Origin of the sequence: Cellvibrio sp. UBA7661 (assembly GCA_002483365.1) — a bacterium.
GTDB lineage: Bacteria > Pseudomonadota > Gammaproteobacteria > Pseudomonadales > Cellvibrionaceae > Cellvibrio.
On record DLHT01000009.1, the window covers coordinates 1 to 16,815 of the forward strand.

At 42.8% G+C, this 16,815-nt stretch carries 20 protein-coding genes and 4 tRNA genes (1 of these 24 only partly in view); 13 read left to right on the forward strand and 11 right to left on the reverse strand.

The annotated features are described in order from the left end of the window. The 3 genes from B2739_RS07470 to B2739_RS07480 all read right to left on the reverse strand — a co-directional run. Positions 1 to 1,438: PIN-like domain-containing protein (locus B2739_RS07470; RefSeq protein WP_331345243.1), on the reverse strand; the 1,438-nt coding region annotated here is incomplete at its 3' end. A gap of 41 nt (positions 1,439 to 1,479) precedes the next feature. Then, the gene (locus tag B2739_RS07475) at positions 1,480 to 1,875 is read right to left on the reverse strand and encodes a hypothetical protein (protein ID WP_331345244.1); all 396 of its coding nucleotides are present in this window, start codon (positions 1,873 to 1,875) and stop codon (positions 1,480 to 1,482) included. Positions 1,876 to 1,915: 40 nt separating this feature from the next. Next, entirely contained in the window at positions 1,916 to 2,191 is a 276-nt protein-coding gene (locus tag B2739_RS07480) for a helix-turn-helix transcriptional regulator (RefSeq protein WP_331345245.1), read from the reverse strand. A 166-nt stretch (positions 2,192 to 2,357) separates the two neighbouring features. On the opposite strand from B2739_RS07480, the gene B2739_RS07485 reads away from it, so the two are divergent. The 10 genes from B2739_RS07485 (at position 2,358) to B2739_RS07530 (ending at position 9,435) form a co-directional block, all read left to right on the forward strand. Beyond that, complete coding sequence (locus tag B2739_RS07485; RefSeq protein WP_331345246.1) at positions 2,358 to 2,570, forward strand: DNA-binding protein; 213 nt, start codon at positions 2,358 to 2,360, stop codon at positions 2,568 to 2,570. A 306-nt stretch (positions 2,571 to 2,876) separates the two neighbouring features. Continuing rightward, the gene (locus B2739_RS07490) at positions 2,877 to 3,260 is read left to right on the forward strand and encodes a hypothetical protein (RefSeq protein ID WP_331345247.1); all 384 of its coding nucleotides are present in this window, start codon (positions 2,877 to 2,879) and stop codon (positions 3,258 to 3,260) included. Positions 3,261 to 3,395: 135 nt separating this feature from the next. Beyond that, positions 3,396 to 3,719, forward strand: coding sequence for a hypothetical protein (locus tag B2739_RS07495; RefSeq protein ID WP_331345248.1), 324 nt, complete (start codon positions 3,396 to 3,398; stop codon positions 3,717 to 3,719). Positions 3,720 to 3,737: 18 nt separating this feature from the next. Then, positions 3,738 to 3,962, forward strand: coding sequence for a hypothetical protein (locus B2739_RS07500; protein WP_331345249.1), 225 nt, complete (start codon positions 3,738 to 3,740; stop codon positions 3,960 to 3,962). An 18-nt stretch (positions 3,963 to 3,980) separates the two neighbouring features. Further along, entirely contained in the window at positions 3,981 to 4,115 is a 135-nt protein-coding gene (locus B2739_RS07505; RefSeq protein ID WP_331345250.1) for a hypothetical protein, read from the forward strand. A 368-nt stretch (positions 4,116 to 4,483) separates the two neighbouring features. Then, on the forward strand, positions 4,484 to 5,563 hold the full coding sequence (locus B2739_RS07510; RefSeq protein WP_331345251.1) for a hypothetical protein: 1,080 nt from the start codon (positions 4,484 to 4,486) through the stop codon (positions 5,561 to 5,563). Positions 5,564 to 5,575: 12 nt separating this feature from the next. Next, positions 5,576 to 5,881, forward strand: coding sequence for a hypothetical protein (locus tag B2739_RS07515; RefSeq protein WP_331345252.1), 306 nt, complete (start codon positions 5,576 to 5,578; stop codon positions 5,879 to 5,881). After that, the gene (locus B2739_RS07520; RefSeq protein ID WP_331345253.1) at positions 5,881 to 7,026 is read left to right on the forward strand and encodes a zonular occludens toxin domain-containing protein; all 1,146 of its coding nucleotides are present in this window, start codon (positions 5,881 to 5,883) and stop codon (positions 7,024 to 7,026) included. The genes B2739_RS07515 and B2739_RS07520 overlap by 1 nt, the downstream gene beginning before the upstream one ends. 151 nt (positions 7,027 to 7,177) lie before the next feature. Further along, positions 7,178 to 8,449, forward strand: coding sequence for a hypothetical protein (locus B2739_RS07525; protein WP_331345254.1), 1,272 nt, complete (start codon positions 7,178 to 7,180; stop codon positions 8,447 to 8,449). Then, on the forward strand, positions 8,449 to 9,435 hold the full coding sequence (locus B2739_RS07530) for a phage integrase (protein WP_331345255.1): 987 nt from the start codon (positions 8,449 to 8,451) through the stop codon (positions 9,433 to 9,435). The genes B2739_RS07525 and B2739_RS07530 overlap by 1 nt, the downstream gene beginning before the upstream one ends. A gap of 92 nt (positions 9,436 to 9,527) precedes the next feature. Here B2739_RS07530 and B2739_RS07535 read toward each other — a convergent pair. The 3 genes from B2739_RS07535 to B2739_RS07545 all read right to left on the reverse strand — a co-directional run bounded on the left by B2739_RS07535 (position 9,528) and on the right by B2739_RS07545 (position 10,518). Further along, a tRNA-Arg gene (locus B2739_RS07535) sits at positions 9,528 to 9,604 on the reverse strand. A 172-nt stretch (positions 9,605 to 9,776) separates the two neighbouring features. Continuing rightward, positions 9,777 to 9,864, reverse strand: a tRNA-Ser gene (locus tag B2739_RS07540). 90 nt (positions 9,865 to 9,954) lie between these two features. Further along, the gene (locus B2739_RS07545; RefSeq protein WP_331345256.1) at positions 9,955 to 10,518 is read right to left on the reverse strand and encodes a nitroreductase; all 564 of its coding nucleotides are present in this window, start codon (positions 10,516 to 10,518) and stop codon (positions 9,955 to 9,957) included. A gap of 205 nt (positions 10,519 to 10,723) precedes the next feature. Between B2739_RS07545 and B2739_RS07550 the strand changes: the two genes are divergently transcribed. Continuing rightward, a complete protein-coding gene (locus B2739_RS07550) occupies positions 10,724 to 11,977 on the forward strand; it encodes a hypothetical protein (protein WP_331345257.1) in 1,254 nt (417 codons plus the stop codon). A gap of 143 nt (positions 11,978 to 12,120) precedes the next feature. After that, complete coding sequence (locus tag B2739_RS07555; RefSeq protein ID WP_331345258.1) at positions 12,121 to 13,503, forward strand: adenylate/guanylate cyclase domain-containing protein; 1,383 nt, start codon at positions 12,121 to 12,123, stop codon at positions 13,501 to 13,503. 51 nt (positions 13,504 to 13,554) lie between these two features. Here B2739_RS07555 and queF read toward each other — a convergent pair whose 3' ends face one another. The 3 genes from queF to B2739_RS07570 are packed head-to-tail and all read right to left on the reverse strand — an operon-like array spanning position 13,555 to position 16,099. Continuing rightward, on the reverse strand, positions 13,555 to 14,382 hold the full coding sequence (gene queF / locus B2739_RS07560; RefSeq protein WP_331345259.1) for an NADPH-dependent 7-cyano-7-deazaguanine reductase QueF: 828 nt from the start codon (positions 14,380 to 14,382) through the stop codon (positions 13,555 to 13,557). 14 nt (positions 14,383 to 14,396) lie between these two features. Further along, on the reverse strand, positions 14,397 to 15,170 hold the full coding sequence (locus B2739_RS07565; protein ID WP_331345260.1) for an ABC transporter permease: 774 nt from the start codon (positions 15,168 to 15,170) through the stop codon (positions 14,397 to 14,399). Beyond that, a complete protein-coding gene (locus B2739_RS07570; protein WP_331345261.1) occupies positions 15,167 to 16,099 on the reverse strand; it encodes an ABC transporter ATP-binding protein in 933 nt (310 codons plus the stop codon). Before B2739_RS07570 ends, B2739_RS07565 begins: the two co-directional genes overlap by 4 nt. A 56-nt stretch (positions 16,100 to 16,155) precedes the next feature. On the opposite strand from B2739_RS07570, the gene B2739_RS07575 reads away from it, so the two are divergent. Next, positions 16,156 to 16,578, forward strand: coding sequence for a PA2817 family protein (locus B2739_RS07575; RefSeq protein ID WP_331345262.1), 423 nt, complete (start codon positions 16,156 to 16,158; stop codon positions 16,576 to 16,578). A 104-nt stretch (positions 16,579 to 16,682) separates the two neighbouring features. Here the strand turns inward: B2739_RS07575 and B2739_RS07580 are convergent. Both B2739_RS07580 and B2739_RS07585 read right to left on the reverse strand, forming a co-directional pair. Then, positions 16,683 to 16,758: transfer RNA gene (locus B2739_RS07580), tRNA-Gly, on the reverse strand. Positions 16,759 to 16,764: 6 nt separating this feature from the next. Further along, positions 16,765 to 16,815, reverse strand: a tRNA-Glu gene (locus B2739_RS07585) (it continues 42 nt past the right edge of the window).

Consider the following 16,815-nt stretch of genomic DNA (forward strand, 5'->3'; position numbering starts at 1 on the left):
GTCCGATATTCGCGGAGGGGATCATTTTAATAGCTTGCTCTATATCTCTATCTCTTTTTTCTATTTCTTCTATCGCGCTTGACTTTAAAAATGAATCCATTGAACCATCAATATTTTTTCTGTCAGTCATTGCATCAATAAAATGTTGGCGTATTCTATCTTTTTCGGAATTTTTTAAATCCTCGATATACGATTCAATCGTATCTCTACTTTTCTCATACTTTTTCGAAAAATTTCCTTGCTTTAAAAATTTATCCATTTTGCTCGGAGCAATATTATATTCCTCTAACATTCTATTTTTTATTAAATTTTGATCAGAAAAATCCGACTGTAAGCCTAACTTTTTAATTATTTTTTTTGCATCTAGCAAATGATCAAGCTCCGCGTTAGCTCTTATAAACGCATCACTTTTTTTCATTTTTGCATATTTACTTCGCATATCATTAAAATTCGCATAGTTTAAAGATTCTTGAATTTTTTCTCGATCAGACCTTGCTGATTCAAACATGTTATTTGCATCTTCGACTGACTCCTTATCTATTTTCACTTCAAGAGCTTTGCTAGCTGCGGTTAAAAAATCAGATGTTTTGTACATCATGAATAAATCTATTAGTGCGTTACTTTTTATTTCTTCGGCCAACTCTGTTCTCGGGCCTATTATCTTTTCCCCGCTTGATTGTTCTATTTGCCACCAATCTTCTTTTGAATCATCAGTGATAAATATTACGGACTTTATTGTTTCCTTGCATACGTAATCCAGCATCTGCCTCCAGATTATAAGATCACCAAATTGACGTTCGTATCTTAGACCTGCGTGCATAAACTCTGAATCATCACCTTGTTTCTTTGAAGAATCTTTATAGCCCGGAGGAATTTTTTTAGAATATCGCCCCACCCCTTCGTTATAAATGTCATCAAGCCATTTCTGGCCTTCAGGCTTATCCCCCACCTTTCCATCAAAAAATAGATCAAGCCGATTTCTTATCGAATCGACACCGTTTACATTTAATTGCCTTCGATTCAGTTTATCTACATTTTTTTGATATTGATCAATTAACTTTTTTATTTCTGTTTTAAGGGTGACCGTACTCTCCGCCAGAGCTGGAATTCTTTTTTCCAATTCTAGCTGAGTAAAATCTTTTGAGAAAACAGACTCTATTTTGTTTATGTTATTTTTTATTTTTTCAAATACATTTTTTTCTTCTTTAATTACATCAATTCTTCTCCTCTGATACTCAAGAGCAACATGATATGGAATCCATATCCTATCTTGAATTTTTTCAACAACTGAAAAAAAGTCATCTCTAGTTTTCTCCGCATATCCATATAGATTAAGCAGTGTATTTGTATCGAAAATAAATAAAGTGTTTTCGCTATTCCATGCAAGATCCAATTCTTTATCAGTAGGATTATAAAATCCCTTCATTATATTTTTCATTAATTAACCTTTTTAATTTATAAACAAATTGTCAATTAAAATCACCAAGTCTTTTTCTTTCTGCCGTTCATACATTCATTGACGTCATTATCAATAACGCCATTGGATTTTATGCATTCTTTTAGGGGGATTGTTTGCCGTGGATTGGCATCTATTTTTTGGCAGTGAATTCTTTCGCGTGTTCTTTGCTCAGAATTACTCACCATTGGTTTTCCACCAATTTGCATTCCGCTAGTTATGTGATCCGCTTTTTTGGCATTCAAAATCCTAATGTGATCATTTGCTGATAACGACATATCAGGATCATCAGGGGAAATTATCGGAGGGATAGCATCATTATTTACTTTTGATTTTTCTTTTTCGTCTTCCGCTAAACAGACGCTGGCTAACACTGCCGCTATTACTAGGGTAATTAATTCCATTCTGTTTATTTTCATTTTCCCCTCCGCCATCTCTTGGCAACCTTGCTTGCTAGTATCAAGCCTTCCGTTGTGTTCCTAATTCACTCTGCGCCGCTTTAGTCATTGGGCTAATTTGCCCTGCCTCTGGCAATTCCTCACCATAAGCCAACCAATATGCATAGTCTTTAAATGCTAAGCCGGTAGCTTTTATCTCTTCACTTTTGATCGTGCCACGACCGTTCATTAAGTTATGCCAGCGCGAATACGTCATTCCCGTCCGAGCGGCCAACTCTTCTCTGTTTAACCCTTCAGTTTCGCAGATTTCTTTTACTCGCTTGATTACGTCTTCCATCTCTCAATTCACATATGTATTTTTTTACATGCAAAATATTGCACAAGCAGAAAATATATGCTTGAATGCAAATGTATTTTATTGCATGTATTTTATTACATGCACTTTTAAGCGGCGCATTGCGCCTAGAACAGGTGAGTTTAATAAATAAAGTGGAACAAAGCGAATGACTGCGGAATTTGAAGAGTTAAGTAACACCTCGTTAGCTGGTGCCCCGCCCTTACTCCCTTGGGCAAAGTTCGCCGATTGGATTCAAATCGAGCCCGGTATTGTTCGTGGTTGGATGGATCGCGGTTACTTACCTACTTTCCGCATCGGCAAACACGTCATGGTGAATGTCGAATTACTCCGCAAACAATTGCTGGAAAAAGAGGGCTGATCACATGATCCAGTGTGACTTTTTCGGCAAGCACATTGAATTGGTAATTAAAGCAGCCCGTACTGCCCGCCAATCCCTCCGTCGCGTTCGCACTGTATGCCCCTTTCAGCTTGATCTATTCATCAAGCGCATTCCCGTTGGCCTGTCTGCCCTAGCCCGCTTAAAAACTGGCACGCGTTTAAAAGTTGCCACTACCGGTTTACGTGTTGCATTCAAGTTCATCAAAAACGGTTTTTACATTTTTTCATTTAACAGTCAGTTGTTTTCGTTATCGGCCACAGATGCCGCTCTACTGGAGTTCTGAAAATGAATGATTTTTTCGACATCAAACAAAAGCAATTAAGCCTTCAAATCGAATCGCTGATTTTTGCCTGTTTGCAATGTAGCTTTGCAATCGGTTCGTCATTAATTGCTTGCACCACAACGCACTTTGATTCCCGCACCGGCCTGATTGCTATTTCAGTAATCCCACACGGTGCAAACCACGATTTATTTGATGGCCGCATCAGTTTTGTTGTCACCTGTGATGCGCAATCACTCGAAAAACTATCGGCACTCAACACCTACTTGCTCGATGTTCTGAACAACGGCTACAGCAAATTCAACGGCCTCCCTGATCAACCCAAAACACTCTCGCCGTCCGCGCAGACTTACCAAAGTCACGCGCACACGCGCCGAGTTAGCTTGTGAAGGGAGCCTGTGACCGCGCACAAGCGTTATCTCGGTCATAGGGCTTTAGCCCTATAGATGACTGAAGCGATGATCTCCGACTTTTTAACCCGCTCGACCAACCATTAAATGTTTTATTAATCAAAGGTAATCACTATGCAATTCGAATATCCAACCACCGTACTCGGTGTGACAAGAATGCTAGTCGAAGGCAAACCTTACTGTTTTGTTTTCGTCGGCGCTCAACCCGAACCAGATCGTGAAAAAGACTGCCACGGTTTTAGCATCCGCAAAATTCCCGCTGACCCAGCGGTGTTCGACCAACTCAGCGACGTTCGCTACGGCCAACCAGCACAAAAAACCTTGTTCATGATTTTAAAACAAGCATCAGGTGGCAAAAGCCAACCTCATGTAATTGGCGTGGTGCCGCAAAAAATGCTGAACCAAACCGGCTCACCAGCAAATAAACCAGCTGTTTAATTTTTCGGTTTTTTGAAGATGCTCGAATGCACCGGACAAATCAGCACTAACGCCCAAGGGCAACCAATTTGCTCCGGTGAATGGGTCTCTACCAATTTTCAAGCATTGCTTGAATCCATTTTCGCAACGCCACCCGAAGTGGAAATTCAAGCGGCGTTCATGGCTGGTTTTGCTACGCCCATGATCGCCTATCTCACCGCGTGGGCATTCCAAACGGTGATTAATTTTGTCAAGCGTGGCTAACTCAATGAGGTGTTATCAATGGACTTTTCAGCCATTACATCAGCAATCGATGCAACCACAATTGTTGCCGCCATCTCTGCAATTGCAGCAGTAAAAATTCTGCCGGGCGTTGCAAAGTGGGGTTACAACAAAGTCATCGGCTGGTTCCGTTAACAGCAAAACAAGCCCCCGAAAGGGGGTTTTTTCATTGAGGTGCACACAATGCTCATTCTCGCTTTTTCATTCTTGATCGGACTAGTTACTTCCTTCGCGTGCATACAAGGTTTTTCCACTTCTCAATAGGTGTGCATCCCATGCGTTATTTATATTTACTATTTTTTTTAGTTTTCAGTTTGCATAGTTATGTTGTCTTTGCTCAAGCTGTTCCAAACTGTTCAAATCCGTATAACATCGGTTGTCTCGATGCTCAATCACTAGGCCCCAATGCTTCATGGTGCCAAGCTCAAGGACCTGATAAATTTTTGCTTGATAAAGGCCAGTTGGGTTGTCCTGCCAATCACAAATATTACGCCTGTGTAGTAATGTCTAACTGTTCATGCCCTCAGGGGCAGAAGTTTAATGTTACTGAAGTACTTGGCGTTAAGAAGGGCGAATGTATTCCTGATGAGCCTACCGCTCCTGAAGATTGTCCCGATGGTCAAGCAAAAGTTCTTGATCCAGTTACCGGTCAAATGGTGTGTCCAGGCTCTGAAAGCTCATCATCTTCTGTATCTTCTAATTGCCCCTCTGGTTATCCACCGGTTAACGGTCAGTGTCCCGTATGTGTTAATGGCCAGAATCCGGATGGTACTTGTAGCGATTCTTCTACCGCCTCAAGTACACCCAGTAGCACACCCACAAGCACGCCAACCAGTACACCCACAAGCACACCAACATCTGCGCCTTCTTCAACGCCATCCGGTGGCGGTGATGATGGTGATGATGGAAATAATTCCGGCGGTGGAGGAGGCGGTGGTGATGGCGATGGAAACAATTCTGGTGGCGGTAGTGGATCTTCTTCCGGTTCCAATTCCAGTTGGACACCTCATGCGGGATATGGCAACTGGATCCCCGTAAGTGAAGATTCGCCATGCCCTAATAAATATAAAGATTTATCGGGGCAATGGTGGTGTTCTGGTGGTGCGTCTGGCTCTGCTGGATCAGCCTCTTCCAGTAATAACTCCAAATCGTCCGGTTCAGCTAATTCCAATTCATCAGGTTCCAGTACTAGCTCATCATGCCCTGCAAAACCCGAGTGCGATCAAGAAACAAAAGAGTGCAAAAAATTATTGCAAGAGTTCTACAGCATTTGTCCATCAAGCCCATTGGACAATGGCTTTTTTGATGTTCCCGAAGAAACCACCGGCGAGGGTAAACCATTAAATTTTGAAAACTCGTTATCTGACTTTAAAACCGAATTGGGTAAATCAAAAAACGTAGAAGCATTACAAACATTTTTTACTTTCACAGGCTCGGGGTCGTGCCCTGTATGGCAAGTGTCTGTTATGACCTTTCAGGTTGTCATCGATCAGCAGTGTTCACCGGATATTCCTTGGCCGTTGATTCGAGGTGTGATTATTGCTGTTTCCATTTTGCTAGCTGCGCGTATAGCGCTTCATTAATGGGGGCAAAAAATGGAGTGGATAGAAAGCATTTTGCAATGGTTTAAGGATTTCCTGATCGGGGTTAAAGATTGGTTTATAGAGATTCTGTTGTGGATACCCCAAAAGCTATTTGATCTTTTTCTGAAAGGCATACTGGCTGCGATTGAAGCATTGCCCCTTCCCAGTTTTATCACGGATTACAGGATCACCGATTATATACATCCCGATATCATGTTTTTTCTGGTGAATTCGGGTGTTGATATTGCGTTGCCTATCGTGGGTTCTGCTTATCTGTTTTATTTTTTCCGTCGCATTTTAACCTTGGGTATCTGGTAATGATCGTATTCCATGAAGGCTTGCCCGGATCGGGAAAAAGTTACGAGGCATGTGTGATGCACATCATCCCAGCGCTAAAAGCAGGTCGTGATGTGCTGACCAATATCAATGGCATTAATCATAAAAAGTTCGCTGAACTAACCGGTATACCCTTGCCGATTGTGCAAAAGCAATTGATTTGTATTGCTCATCCAGAATGCGACGATGAAGAAAAGCGCCTCGAATTGGTTAAAGCGGATTTGCTTGAAAAAACCAAAAAAGATTCATTAGTGGTTATTGATGAAATTCAGGATATACACCCAACCAAACGCCAGCCTTTATCGCCCGAGTGGTCGAAATACATTGCCAGTCATCGCCATGAAGGTTTGGATATTGTGCTGATGGGACAAGATCGCCGCGACGTTCACCCGATTTGGCGTCGCCGCATCCAGCGCCTGTTGACCTTTAATAAATTGCAGGCCGTTGGTGCGGATTCGTCCTATCGCTGGGTATGTCTGGAAGCAACCAGCCCTGAAAAATTCAAAGAGGTTAGCTCTGGAATTCGTCGCTATGAAAAACAGTATTTTGGTTTGTATCTATCACACACCCAGGGCACACAGAATAAAAGTGTGTACAAAGATGACCGTGCCAATATTCTTAAGAATAAAAAAGTGCAACTCGCTGTTGTGGCGTTTTTTGCGTTGGGCTATTGGGGTATTTCTAACACGGTGGCGTTCTTCCAGCCGCAAGAGAAAGAAGCCCAACCAGTGGCCGTACAACCGTCCCAACCGGTATTAAAACCCTCTCCTGTTGTTGCGCATCAGCAATCATCTGTCGCTACATCCCAATCAAGCTCCGTTAGCTCTGAGCCGCAAGAGCGCCCCAGTATCGATATATTTGATCAAGAGGCAAGAAAAGGCCGCCTTCGCCTTGCTGCGCTGTTATACACCGATGAGAAGTTGTATTTCCGTATTGAAATTATGGATAGCTACAACCGGCTATTGGCTTCTTATGATTACGCCTCTCTTGTCGATTTGGGTTGGGAAATTCAAAAGCGTGATTCCGGTATTCATTTAATTAAAGAAGGCCAATCGTATGTTGCCCGTCCTTGGGAGCTTGAAAACAGCTATGCAAAAGTTAACAAAAGATCATCTGACAGCCTTTAGTCTCACCCGCGCGTCGCCGAGGCACGAGCCGACGCGCGGGTGAGCGCCCCACAGACGTTCTTGTAACACGTCTTATAAATGGTAGTTAAACGCTCCGTTACACCACAGTGAACCACAATAAATAATTCGATTAAAACTTGAGAATTTGAATATGCTGAAACCAACCCATTACGAACGTTTAAATCATGATTTTCAATCTGATCAATCCGGTCGATTGTTTTTTGATGGAAAAGGCTTCTGTGATCTGTCCGAAGTAAATATTCTTCGTTGTGGTGTAGATACCGTTCGTCAGTTGTATAGGGGTTACATCAAAGCTGGTGTGCTGGATTTGTTTGAAAAAACTGGCATGGTATTTTTTGGCGGCCATGACTGGCATGCAGGCAGGATTGGTCGCGATTCCGGCTACCAATTTAAACTGCAAAATGCAGATCTTGGCCTGATTCTATTGATAAAAAACTTCAACGTTAAACCCGATTCAAATGGTCCCCATTTGAAAATTGAAGTTTCCCCGCATCTGATTGAAGAAAATACGCCTGCACAACTACAAGAGATGATTGATAGCTTTGCTGACCTTGTACTGGATCGCAAAGAATACAATCAATCAGCAGTTCACATTGCAATCGATCTTCAAGGTTGGGAGCCACCTGCAGATATTGTGGCTCGTATGCATTGTCGCTCACGAACCATTCGCCAGTTCGACACAATAGAAACGATGGATTTTGATCATCTCGCAGTTACCTATGGGCGTGGTGAAACTTATATGTTCGGCTCACCATCATCCATGCAGCTCTGCATTTACAATAAAACCAAACAAGCTAAATCCACAGATAAGCTGGATTTTTGGGAAAGCGTCTGGCGCAAAACAGACGACCCTTTTGAGGTCACACCTTACAATTATGATCCGCAAAAACCAGTATGGAGAATTGAGTTTCGTTTCCACCACTCAGTGGTAGAGCAGTTTGCATCTGGTAGTAAAATTCACGGCACAGATGCCCCTTGTTATTTTAAAAGCTATAACGCACTTTCTTATCACTTGGATGGGCTATTGAAATACGGCTTTGATAGCTTCAAATTTTTAAACGCACCTAATCGCTTCCATCCTGTTTGGACGTTACTAATTCAGGATGTATTAGTAAGTGTTCCCGTTCCATCACTCCTTGATAAAACAGACTACAAGCGGCATTACAAAACCAGTACTGGTTTTAGTGGCAAAAACATTGAATTACTTTTAGGTAACGCAATAAGTCTTGCTGCCCGCTCTCGCCTAACTGCCCAACAGACCATTGAAGCATTACAAACGCTCCCTTTCTGGCCAACCATAAAGGACTTCTATCACGATAAAGGTATGGGAGATATGGACTTCAAGGATCACATCAGGAAATTGCTGAAGGAACGCTACATTCGATGGGGGAAAGCGATCTAATGGCGATTGAAAAACTGGATGATGGTCGTTGGTTTCTGGATATAGAGCCGGTGAAGGGTAAACGCTATCGCCGTAAATTTAAAACCAAGGCCGAGGCCTTACGTTTTGAAAACTCGATCAGGGCAAAAGTTTCCACTGGCGAGATTTGGAACAAACCCAATATAGATAAACGGCAATTATCCGAACTTATTGAGTTATGGTACGGGCACCACGGAATTCATTTGGCAGACCCAGAACGTCGTAAGCGTTCGTTGATCGCGCTGTGTTCTGCCCTCGGCAACCCAGTAGCCAAAAGCCTTACCCCTGCCCTGTATTTGAACTATCGGCAAATACGCGCCCATGATGGGGTATCGGCCAAAACGCTTAATAATGAGTTGGGCTACCTAAATGCGCTCTATGGCTACCTGTGGCAAACAGAACAAATCACCTACCAGTCACCACTGCTTAAGGTTCGGCCTATCAAGATCAAAGAGCGGGAGCTGTCTTACCTAACAACTGATCAGTGCCAGGAATTATTGGGGATCGCTAAAAAGGCACAAAACCCCTGCCTACATTTGATTATCCGTGTTTGTCTTCAAACAGGTGCCCGCTGGAGTGAAGCCGAGAAGCTCACCTGCTCCCAGATTGGTAATGCTCGTCTCACCTTTACCGATACCAAATCAGGAAAAAATCGCACAATCCCAATTACGCCAAAACTTGAACAAGATTTGCGTAGCCATGCGAAGGGAGACTACAGATTATTTTCGACATCTATTGCGGCGTTTCGCCGTCTGTTGGAAAAGTGTTCTTTCAAATTGCCGAGGGGGCAAGCTGCTCATGCCCTCCGGCACTCTTATGCAAGTCACTTCATGATGAACGGTGGTGATATTTTGACCTTGCAAAGAATACTTGGTCATAGCTCAATTAATCTGACCATGCGCTATGCACACCTATCGCCAGATCACTTGTTGGAGGCAGTAAAATTCAGACCTGCTGTCGATGAATAAAACTTTTTCGACACTCTATCGACACTTAAAGACCTAGAAAGCAAAAACCCCTGAAAATCTTTTAGATAATCAGGGGTTTAAGTACTTCTATATGGCGCACTCGGGAGGATTCGAACCTCCGACCGCTCGGTTCGTAGCCGAGTACTCTATCCAGCTGAGCTACGAGTGCGTTGTTGAGGCGCGCATTCTATTGATCGGAACCTTATGAGTCAAGTATTAATTTGATTTTCTTTTTCAACAACATCAAATTAATACTTTATAAATCAATGAACTACAAAATTCGATCAATCTGTACATGCAGTGTTCTGACAACTGCGTTGCGCGCATGTCTCTCTATAAAATGGCGGTGAGAGAGGGAGTCGAACCCTCGATACCTTGCGGTATACACACTTTCCAGGCGTGCTCCTTCGGCCACTCGGACACCTCACCGTATTTCAAAATTTCGCAGACTTAATGGGCATGTTGACTACCCCCTGCGAAGGCGCGCTAATGTACACAAGCACATCTCCAAACGCAATCTTATTCCTTCGGCCAGGCACTAAAAAAATCTTGTGGATTTTGCTCGCGGGGCTGATGCGGTGGAACTGTAGCCGTGCCTATGTAAATAAAGCCGATGAGTTCTTCACCCTCCGCCAAACCTACTTCTTGTTTCACTATTGGATCATAAGCCATATCACCAGTACGCCACACCGCACCAATTCCCAAGGCAAACGCCGCATTGAGCAAGTTTTGCGTTGCAGCCCCTGCAGCAATAATTTGTTCTATTGCAGGAACCTTGGGATTGGACTGACATTTAGCAATAACAAGGATAATCATTGGGGCACGCTGCGGCATCGACATACAGCGCTCTATTTCTATTTGGGTGATGGCAGGATTTTTTGCAGTGGCCGCCTTCACAAATACATCTCCCAACCGCATCAGGCCCTCCCCCTCAATGACGAGAAAACGCCAAGGGCGCAAATTGCCATGATCAGCAGCTCGCCCGGCAGCCCTGAATAGCACATTCAACTGCTCCTCTGATGGTGCAGGTGCGGTCAGTCGGGGGCTGGAGACCCGTTGGTGTAATGCTGTAATTGCATCCATAAAACTTTATTCCTCAATTATTATTCAGAGACGGTTACCGCTCTTTTAAAGCCCGGTCAAAAGTAGATGTTATAACCAGGTCGAACATTGGCCAATTCTGTACCATACTTTCTGGAAGATAACCAAATTAGCGATTGCCAAAAAGGATACCGCAGGATGACTGCCAAGATCGCCCTATTAATAACCGCCGACGGCCACTAATTGTATGCAAGTCCCTCTTATCATTCTGATTATCGCTATTGAAATTTACGTAGCACTATTGATTGCCGCATTCTTTTTGGTGATATATGCATTCAAACAAAAAAAACTGATTCGTCGGCAGCAAGACAAGCTGCGTGAGCTGATAAATACAATCAACGCATCAGGTGCTCCCGCTAGTACACCAGCAAAAACCTATAAACAACAGATTTATGAACAACTGGAAATAACCCAGGATCGTTTTGCACTAATTGCCCCCCGACAGGAAATCGCCAACTTCCAACCATCAGATCAACCCGTTAACCAGCGTATTGTCGCATTGCGCTATGCCTTCCTGCGTGCAGAAGAATTAGGCACCACCGAGGTACAAGGTAGCGAAGGTTATTGGAACATTTTTCGGGAGGCACTCGAACCACTATTGCCAACAATAGCTGAACCCGCAGATACATCCACAAGTGAGAATAACGAAGAGTTGGAGATGTATAAAAAACGGGTAGAAAATCTGGAAAAATTCAAAAAGTTATTTTTTGATCTTGAGAAACGCTGGAATGAAGCACAAGCCAATGCCCAAGGTTATTATAATGAGCTGTACGCTATGGCCGATAGCGTTGCAGATCGCGAGCAATATGAGCTATTACTAGGAAAATACAGCAGTAGTTACAATGATATCACTCATTATATACAGTCCACTAATTCGGCACTCACTGGCCAGCCGGTAGAAAACAAGACTATCAATATCATCCGTCAGGATCCCCGTGCAGCTGAAGAAATTATGAAACTGCGCAATGTTGCGGCAGATCAATATCGCATCATCAGCAATCTACAACGCCAATTGGAAACAGCAGAAAGCGCAGAAGAAAAAGAACAAGTCATCAAAGACCTCGAACATCAGTTACAGCGGCAAATACGTTTTGTGCAGGAATCCGACACCTGCGTCCAACTGTTAGAGGAAGAATTAAACAAGGCTCACGAACAAATAGCAGAGCAAGCAAAATTATTAGGTAAAGACCACCTGCTGGAAGAAGAAAATCAACGTATCAAAGAAACCCTGCAGAGCTTTACCCAAGAAAGCAAAGAGCTTCTAGGCAACCTGGAAGACCTTGAGAAAGAAAATGATCAGCTAAAAAACGACCTTGAACAAAAATCCGAAACCATCGAGAGCAATCCGGCAAGTATCCAAAAAATTCAAGATGAATTTGCGGAACTACGCAAGCAATATACCGAATTGGAAGAAAAATACCTTGAATTGAAATTTAAATAATAAGCAGTAGAAAAAAGAGATGGCAAGTCACCAACAAGTGGACATTTTCACCAAAAACCCGTTTAATTCACTGGCTTGGGGGCAAGCAGCAACATCATTGCAGGGATTGACTTACTGACTGATAACAACAGGGTTTTAGTCCAATGAACAGTAAGACTGAAAGTCAGCCACTGCAAACTGAATCACCGATACAACAGTATTATTTTCGCGCACTTATTTGTTTTGCCGCATCCGGCACCCTTGCTTCCTTTATCGATTGGGACAACCCCAGCATCACTCACATGGGTGTTATTGTCTTTTTATTGATTTACGCTTACACCACTTATTATTTCACCCGCAAGCAAATCCCGGAATTGATGAGCCGCATCAATCGCTGGTTATCTCACGTAGACGCTGCTCTTATTGGCATTGTGCTAAGCCTGACCGATTTCAGTATTTTACCCTGCATAATGTTTTTGACGATGATCCAATTCAACGCATTAATCAGTGGCGGCACACGCAAGCTGATGGAGGATAATAGTGCATTTGCTGTAGGTGTACTTTTGAGTTTGATCATACACAAACCGCAACTTGTGCTTTCCAGCAGCATCCAGATAAGTGCCGCAAGCTTGATCGGTGTGGCGACTTATTTTTTGGTTTACGCGATTTACATGCATCAGCGCTTTCACAAATTGATGCTCAGCCAAAAACAGCTCGAGAATGAACAGAAGTGGCATAAAATCCGTGCGTACAAACTATCGCGCTATCTACCGCCCACCGTCTGGCAAGCAATTAATCGCGGTGACGATAAAAACCTGCAAGCAGAACGTAAACGTATCAGTGTATTTTTTTCAGACATTAAAGACTTCAGTCAACTTTCCGAAGAAATTGAAGCTGAAGCATTAACGGAATTACTCAATCATTACCTGACAGAGATGTCGAAAATTGTTGCCCATTACGGCGGCACCATCGACAAATTCATGGGTGATGGAATCATGGTTCTTTTTGGTGATAGCGCAAGTAAAGGCGTAAAGGATGATGCAACGCGCTGTGTTGCTATGGCGATCGCCATGAAAAAACGCATCAAATCCATGCAACAAGAATGGTTTAACCAAGGAATCAAAAAACTATTACAGGTTCGCATGGGTATTAACACCGGTTACTGTACCGTAGGCACTTTCGGCACATCCAATCACCTCGATTACACAGTGCTAGGCACACAAGTCAATCTAGCTAGCCGCCTTGAATCTGCAGCAGAGCCAGATGAAATTCTGATTTCTCATGAAACCTGGTCATTGGTGAAAGACACCGTAATGTGTAGGGACAAAGGCGAAATCCAGGTTAAAGGTTTTTCAATGCCAGTCAAAGTTTATCAAGTTGCTGATTTGCGCAAAGAGATGGGCAAAAACCAAAGCTACTTTGAAGATCGCGCCGAAGGCTTTTCCATGTATTTGGATATGGAAAAAGTACGTAATTATGACAAACAAAAAGTGATTGAATCACTGGAAAAAGCGGCAGCCCGCTTGAAAGATAAAGTGATTATTTAACTGTAACTCATTCAATAATCACTTTATCGCTTACACCGATTTATTATTTTCTTATTGCCTAATCAATCTTATATCGAAAGGCTTTTCACTCTCACTCGATGAACGAAATGGATTGATATCCAATCCACCACGCCGGGTATAACGCGCATAAACACTTAACGCTTGAGGTTTGCACTCACGCAAAATATCGCAAAAAATCCGCTCTACGCAATGCTCATGAAAATCCTGATGCTCTCTGAAAGAAATAATATAGCGAAGCAAATTATCATGCAGTATTTGATTTCCCTTGTAGGCGATAAAAACACTTGCCCAGTCAGGCTGTCCGGTTACCGGACAATTAGTTTTCAATAAATGACTGACTAACATCTCTTCGACAAATGCTGATCCGGTTTTTAATAACTCAGGCGAAGGATGATAAGTATCAACAGAAACATCTAACGCATCCAACTCAATGGCTGTCGGCCGAGCAATAGACTCCAAATAATTGCCGTCTTTATGCCTATGCGTGACGGGGAATAATTGCACCTTGACAGCAGCCTTAGCTACTGCAGACAAATCCCGCTCAAGCACTCCCTGAACATCTTTCTCACTTTCAAAGCAACTTTGATTCAAGGAATTTAAATATAACTTGAATGATTTGGATTCGATAATGTATTCGCTATCACATGGAATCCTGAACTCAGCAACAGCTACTTGAGGCTTACCGGAAAGATTCAACCAGGACAGCTCATACCCTGTCCAAATATCGACGCCATAAAATGGCAAAACATCAGCGATAAACAAGTGCTTACGCGATTCAGTTCTCGCAATTGGAAACAGTAATTGGGGGGCGTATTCAGAAACGTATTCTGTCTGCTGCCCAAGAGGGTTATGGCTCATATGGATTACCGATATCAAGCACGCAACCGCTTACCTGTTTTTAGAAGGTGCATAGCGATAGCAAAAAGGATTACAACAAACAATGTCAGGCCAATCAGCGCCATACTGATATGCACATCACTAATACCCAACATACCATAACGAAACGCATTGACCATATGCAAAATTGGATTAAGTATCGATACTTGCTGCCAAAACTCCGGCAACAAATTGATCGAATAAAAAACACCACCGAAATACGTTAACGGAGTCAATATAAAAGTAGGGATAATTGAAACATCGTCAAATGTATTTGCATATATTGCATTAATAAATCCGGCAAGAGAAAACAATACGGAAGTCATAAACACAATAAATAATGTAGTAAACCAATGATAAATATGCAGGTTAGTAAAAAATAACGACATGCCAGTTACAATCAATCCAACCGCCATACCGCGTGCAACACCACCCATTACATAGCCCAGTAAAATAATATAATTGGGCGTAGGCGATACCAGCAACTCTTCAATACTGCGCTGAAACTTTGCACTAAAAAATGAAGACGATACATTGGCGTAAGCATTGGTGATCACTGCCATCATGATCAACCCGGGAGCAACAAACTCTATGTAGCTAAATCCTCCCATCTCCCCTATACGATTGCCGATTAACTTACCGAAAATAACAAAATACAAAATCATCGTAATTGCCGGCGGCAATAACGTTTGAATCCAAATACGAGTAAAACGCTTTATCTCTTTACGCAAAATAGTTAGGAATGCAATCCACTGCTCACTGACGGTCATGATTGCACCTCATTTTTATTAGCACCCACCATAGCCACAAACATCTCTTCAAGCCGGTTGGCCTTGTTACGCATACTCACAATCTCGATCTGCTGTTCAGTCAATTGGGAAAACACTGCATTTAATGATTGTCCTTTTTCAACTTCCAGCTCAAAGGAATGGCTATCAATCGGTGTAATTTGATATCCATTCAAATGCGGAAAGGATTGCAGGCTACCCTTCATATCAAAAATAAAAGTTTCTTTGTTCAGCTGCTGCAACAAATTTTTAATGCTGGTGTTTTGCACAAGAGTTCCACGATCAATAATCGCAACATTACGGCAGAGGCTTTCCGCTTCTTCAAGATAGTGGGTTGTTAAAATAATAGTGGTTCCAGCTGCATTAATTTCGCGCAAAAAATCCCACATAGAACGGCGCAACTCAATATCAACACCTGCCGTCGGCTCATCAAGAATTAATAATTGCGGCTCATGAACCAACGCGCGCGCAATCATCAAACGCCGCTTCATACCACCTGACAGCATACGAGCAGGAGTGTGGCGCTTATCCCACAAGCTCAACTGCTTTAAATATTTTTCTGTTTGCATCAATGCCTGACTGCGAGACAGACCGTAATAACCAGCCTGTTGCATTACGATGTCCTCCACCTTTTCAAACATACTAAAGTTAAATTCTTGTGGAACTACACCTAAATGCTTTTTGGCTGCTGAAAAGTCAGTATCGATATTTTTACCAAATACCTCGACAGTTCCGGACGTTTTGCGCACCAGAGAACTAATAATGCCAATTGTGGTTGATTTGCCAGCCCCATTAGGGCCGAGAACAGCAAAAAAATCACCCGGCATCACATCCAATGAAATACCTTTTAGGGCTTCGAACTTTTCGTTGTAAACTTTACGCAAGTCTTTAAGTGAAAGAGCTGGAGTCATAACCCCTCGCAGAAATAGATGAAGACTGAAAACTTACCACCAAATCAGGGCACATTATGTCAATTTCAAGTTTTGAACCCACTAATTACGAGCAAGAGTATTACATATACCACCTGGAACTACTTAGCGCGTTTTGTAGGCAACTTGAACAACTCCCCCCATTTAATAACGAGTACCGCAGCGAAGATGATGCAGAATTTCTCGCGGCATTAACGCAATTACAGCAACAACATCAAGATCAGAATTTTTTGGAATATGGACAAATGCTTCTGTGTCGCATTGTCAGCAGCTACCCGCATCTTATGCCGCTACTTTATCGCGATTTGCTGTGGTTTTTTGGTGGAGACTGCTTGCACTTTATGCCCGATAATGAAATCACTATTTTCCAACAGTTGGATGAGCAGCGGGAAGCCGCAAAAGCACAAAACATCTCTTTTAGTTACAAAGAAGCGCGAGCAAAACTGATGGGAATGCACTAGTGCATGAAATAGGACAAGGACTAGCTTGCCTAACCTAAACAAAGGGGGGCAAAAATTGAGAATACAAATTAAAAAATGGCAATACAAAACGTATTATGTGAGATTGGAGCGGGAAACGAGACTCGAACTCGCGACCCTAACCTTGGCAAGGTTATGCTCTACCAACTGAGCTATTCCCGCTAAATGTGGCGTCCCCTAGGGGACTCGAACCCCTGTTACCGCCGTGAAAGGGCGGTG

Excerpts from the sequence above, each read along its gene's own strand:
- B2739_RS07495 (WP_331345248.1), top strand. The coding sequence starts at position 3,396 with ATGCAATTCGAATATCCAACCACCGTACTCGGTGTGACAAGAATGCTA.
- B2739_RS07475 (WP_331345244.1), bottom strand. The coding sequence starts at position 1,875 with ATGAAAATAAACAGAATGGAATTAATTACCCTAGTAATAGCGGCAGTG.
- B2739_RS07530 (WP_331345255.1), top strand. The coding sequence starts at position 8,449 with ATGGCGATTGAAAAACTGGATGATGGTCGTTGGTTTCTGGATATAGAG.
- B2739_RS07485 (WP_331345246.1), top strand. The coding sequence starts at position 2,358 with ATGACTGCGGAATTTGAAGAGTTAAGTAACACCTCGTTAGCTGGTGCC.
- B2739_RS07555 (WP_331345258.1), top strand. The coding sequence starts at position 12,121 with ATGAACAGTAAGACTGAAAGTCAGCCACTGCAAACTGAATCACCGATA.
- B2739_RS07525 (WP_331345254.1), top strand. The coding sequence starts at position 7,178 with ATGCTGAAACCAACCCATTACGAACGTTTAAATCATGATTTTCAATCT.
- B2739_RS07490 (WP_331345247.1), top strand. The coding sequence starts at position 2,877 with ATGAATGATTTTTTCGACATCAAACAAAAGCAATTAAGCCTTCAAATC.
- B2739_RS07550 (WP_331345257.1), top strand. The coding sequence starts at position 10,724 with ATGCAAGTCCCTCTTATCATTCTGATTATCGCTATTGAAATTTACGTA.
- B2739_RS07575 (WP_331345262.1), top strand. The coding sequence starts at position 16,156 with ATGTCAATTTCAAGTTTTGAACCCACTAATTACGAGCAAGAGTATTAC.
- B2739_RS07565 (WP_331345260.1), bottom strand. The coding sequence starts at position 15,170 with ATGACCGTCAGTGAGCAGTGGATTGCATTCCTAACTATTTTGCGTAAA.
- B2739_RS07515 (WP_331345252.1), top strand. The coding sequence starts at position 5,576 with ATGGAGTGGATAGAAAGCATTTTGCAATGGTTTAAGGATTTCCTGATC.
- B2739_RS07545 (WP_331345256.1), bottom strand. The coding sequence starts at position 10,518 with ATGGATGCAATTACAGCATTACACCAACGGGTCTCCAGCCCCCGACTG.
- B2739_RS07480 (WP_331345245.1), bottom strand. The coding sequence starts at position 2,191 with ATGGAAGACGTAATCAAGCGAGTAAAAGAAATCTGCGAAACTGAAGGG.
- B2739_RS07500 (WP_331345249.1), top strand. The coding sequence starts at position 3,738 with ATGCTCGAATGCACCGGACAAATCAGCACTAACGCCCAAGGGCAACCA.
- queF (WP_331345259.1), bottom strand. The coding sequence starts at position 14,382 with ATGAGCCATAACCCTCTTGGGCAGCAGACAGAATACGTTTCTGAATAC.
- B2739_RS07510 (WP_331345251.1), top strand. The coding sequence starts at position 4,484 with ATGTCTAACTGTTCATGCCCTCAGGGGCAGAAGTTTAATGTTACTGAA.
- B2739_RS07520 (WP_331345253.1), top strand. The coding sequence starts at position 5,881 with ATGATCGTATTCCATGAAGGCTTGCCCGGATCGGGAAAAAGTTACGAG.
- B2739_RS07570 (WP_331345261.1), bottom strand. The coding sequence starts at position 16,099 with ATGACTCCAGCTCTTTCACTTAAAGACTTGCGTAAAGTTTACAACGAA.
- B2739_RS07505 (WP_331345250.1), top strand. The coding sequence starts at position 3,981 with ATGGACTTTTCAGCCATTACATCAGCAATCGATGCAACCACAATTGTT.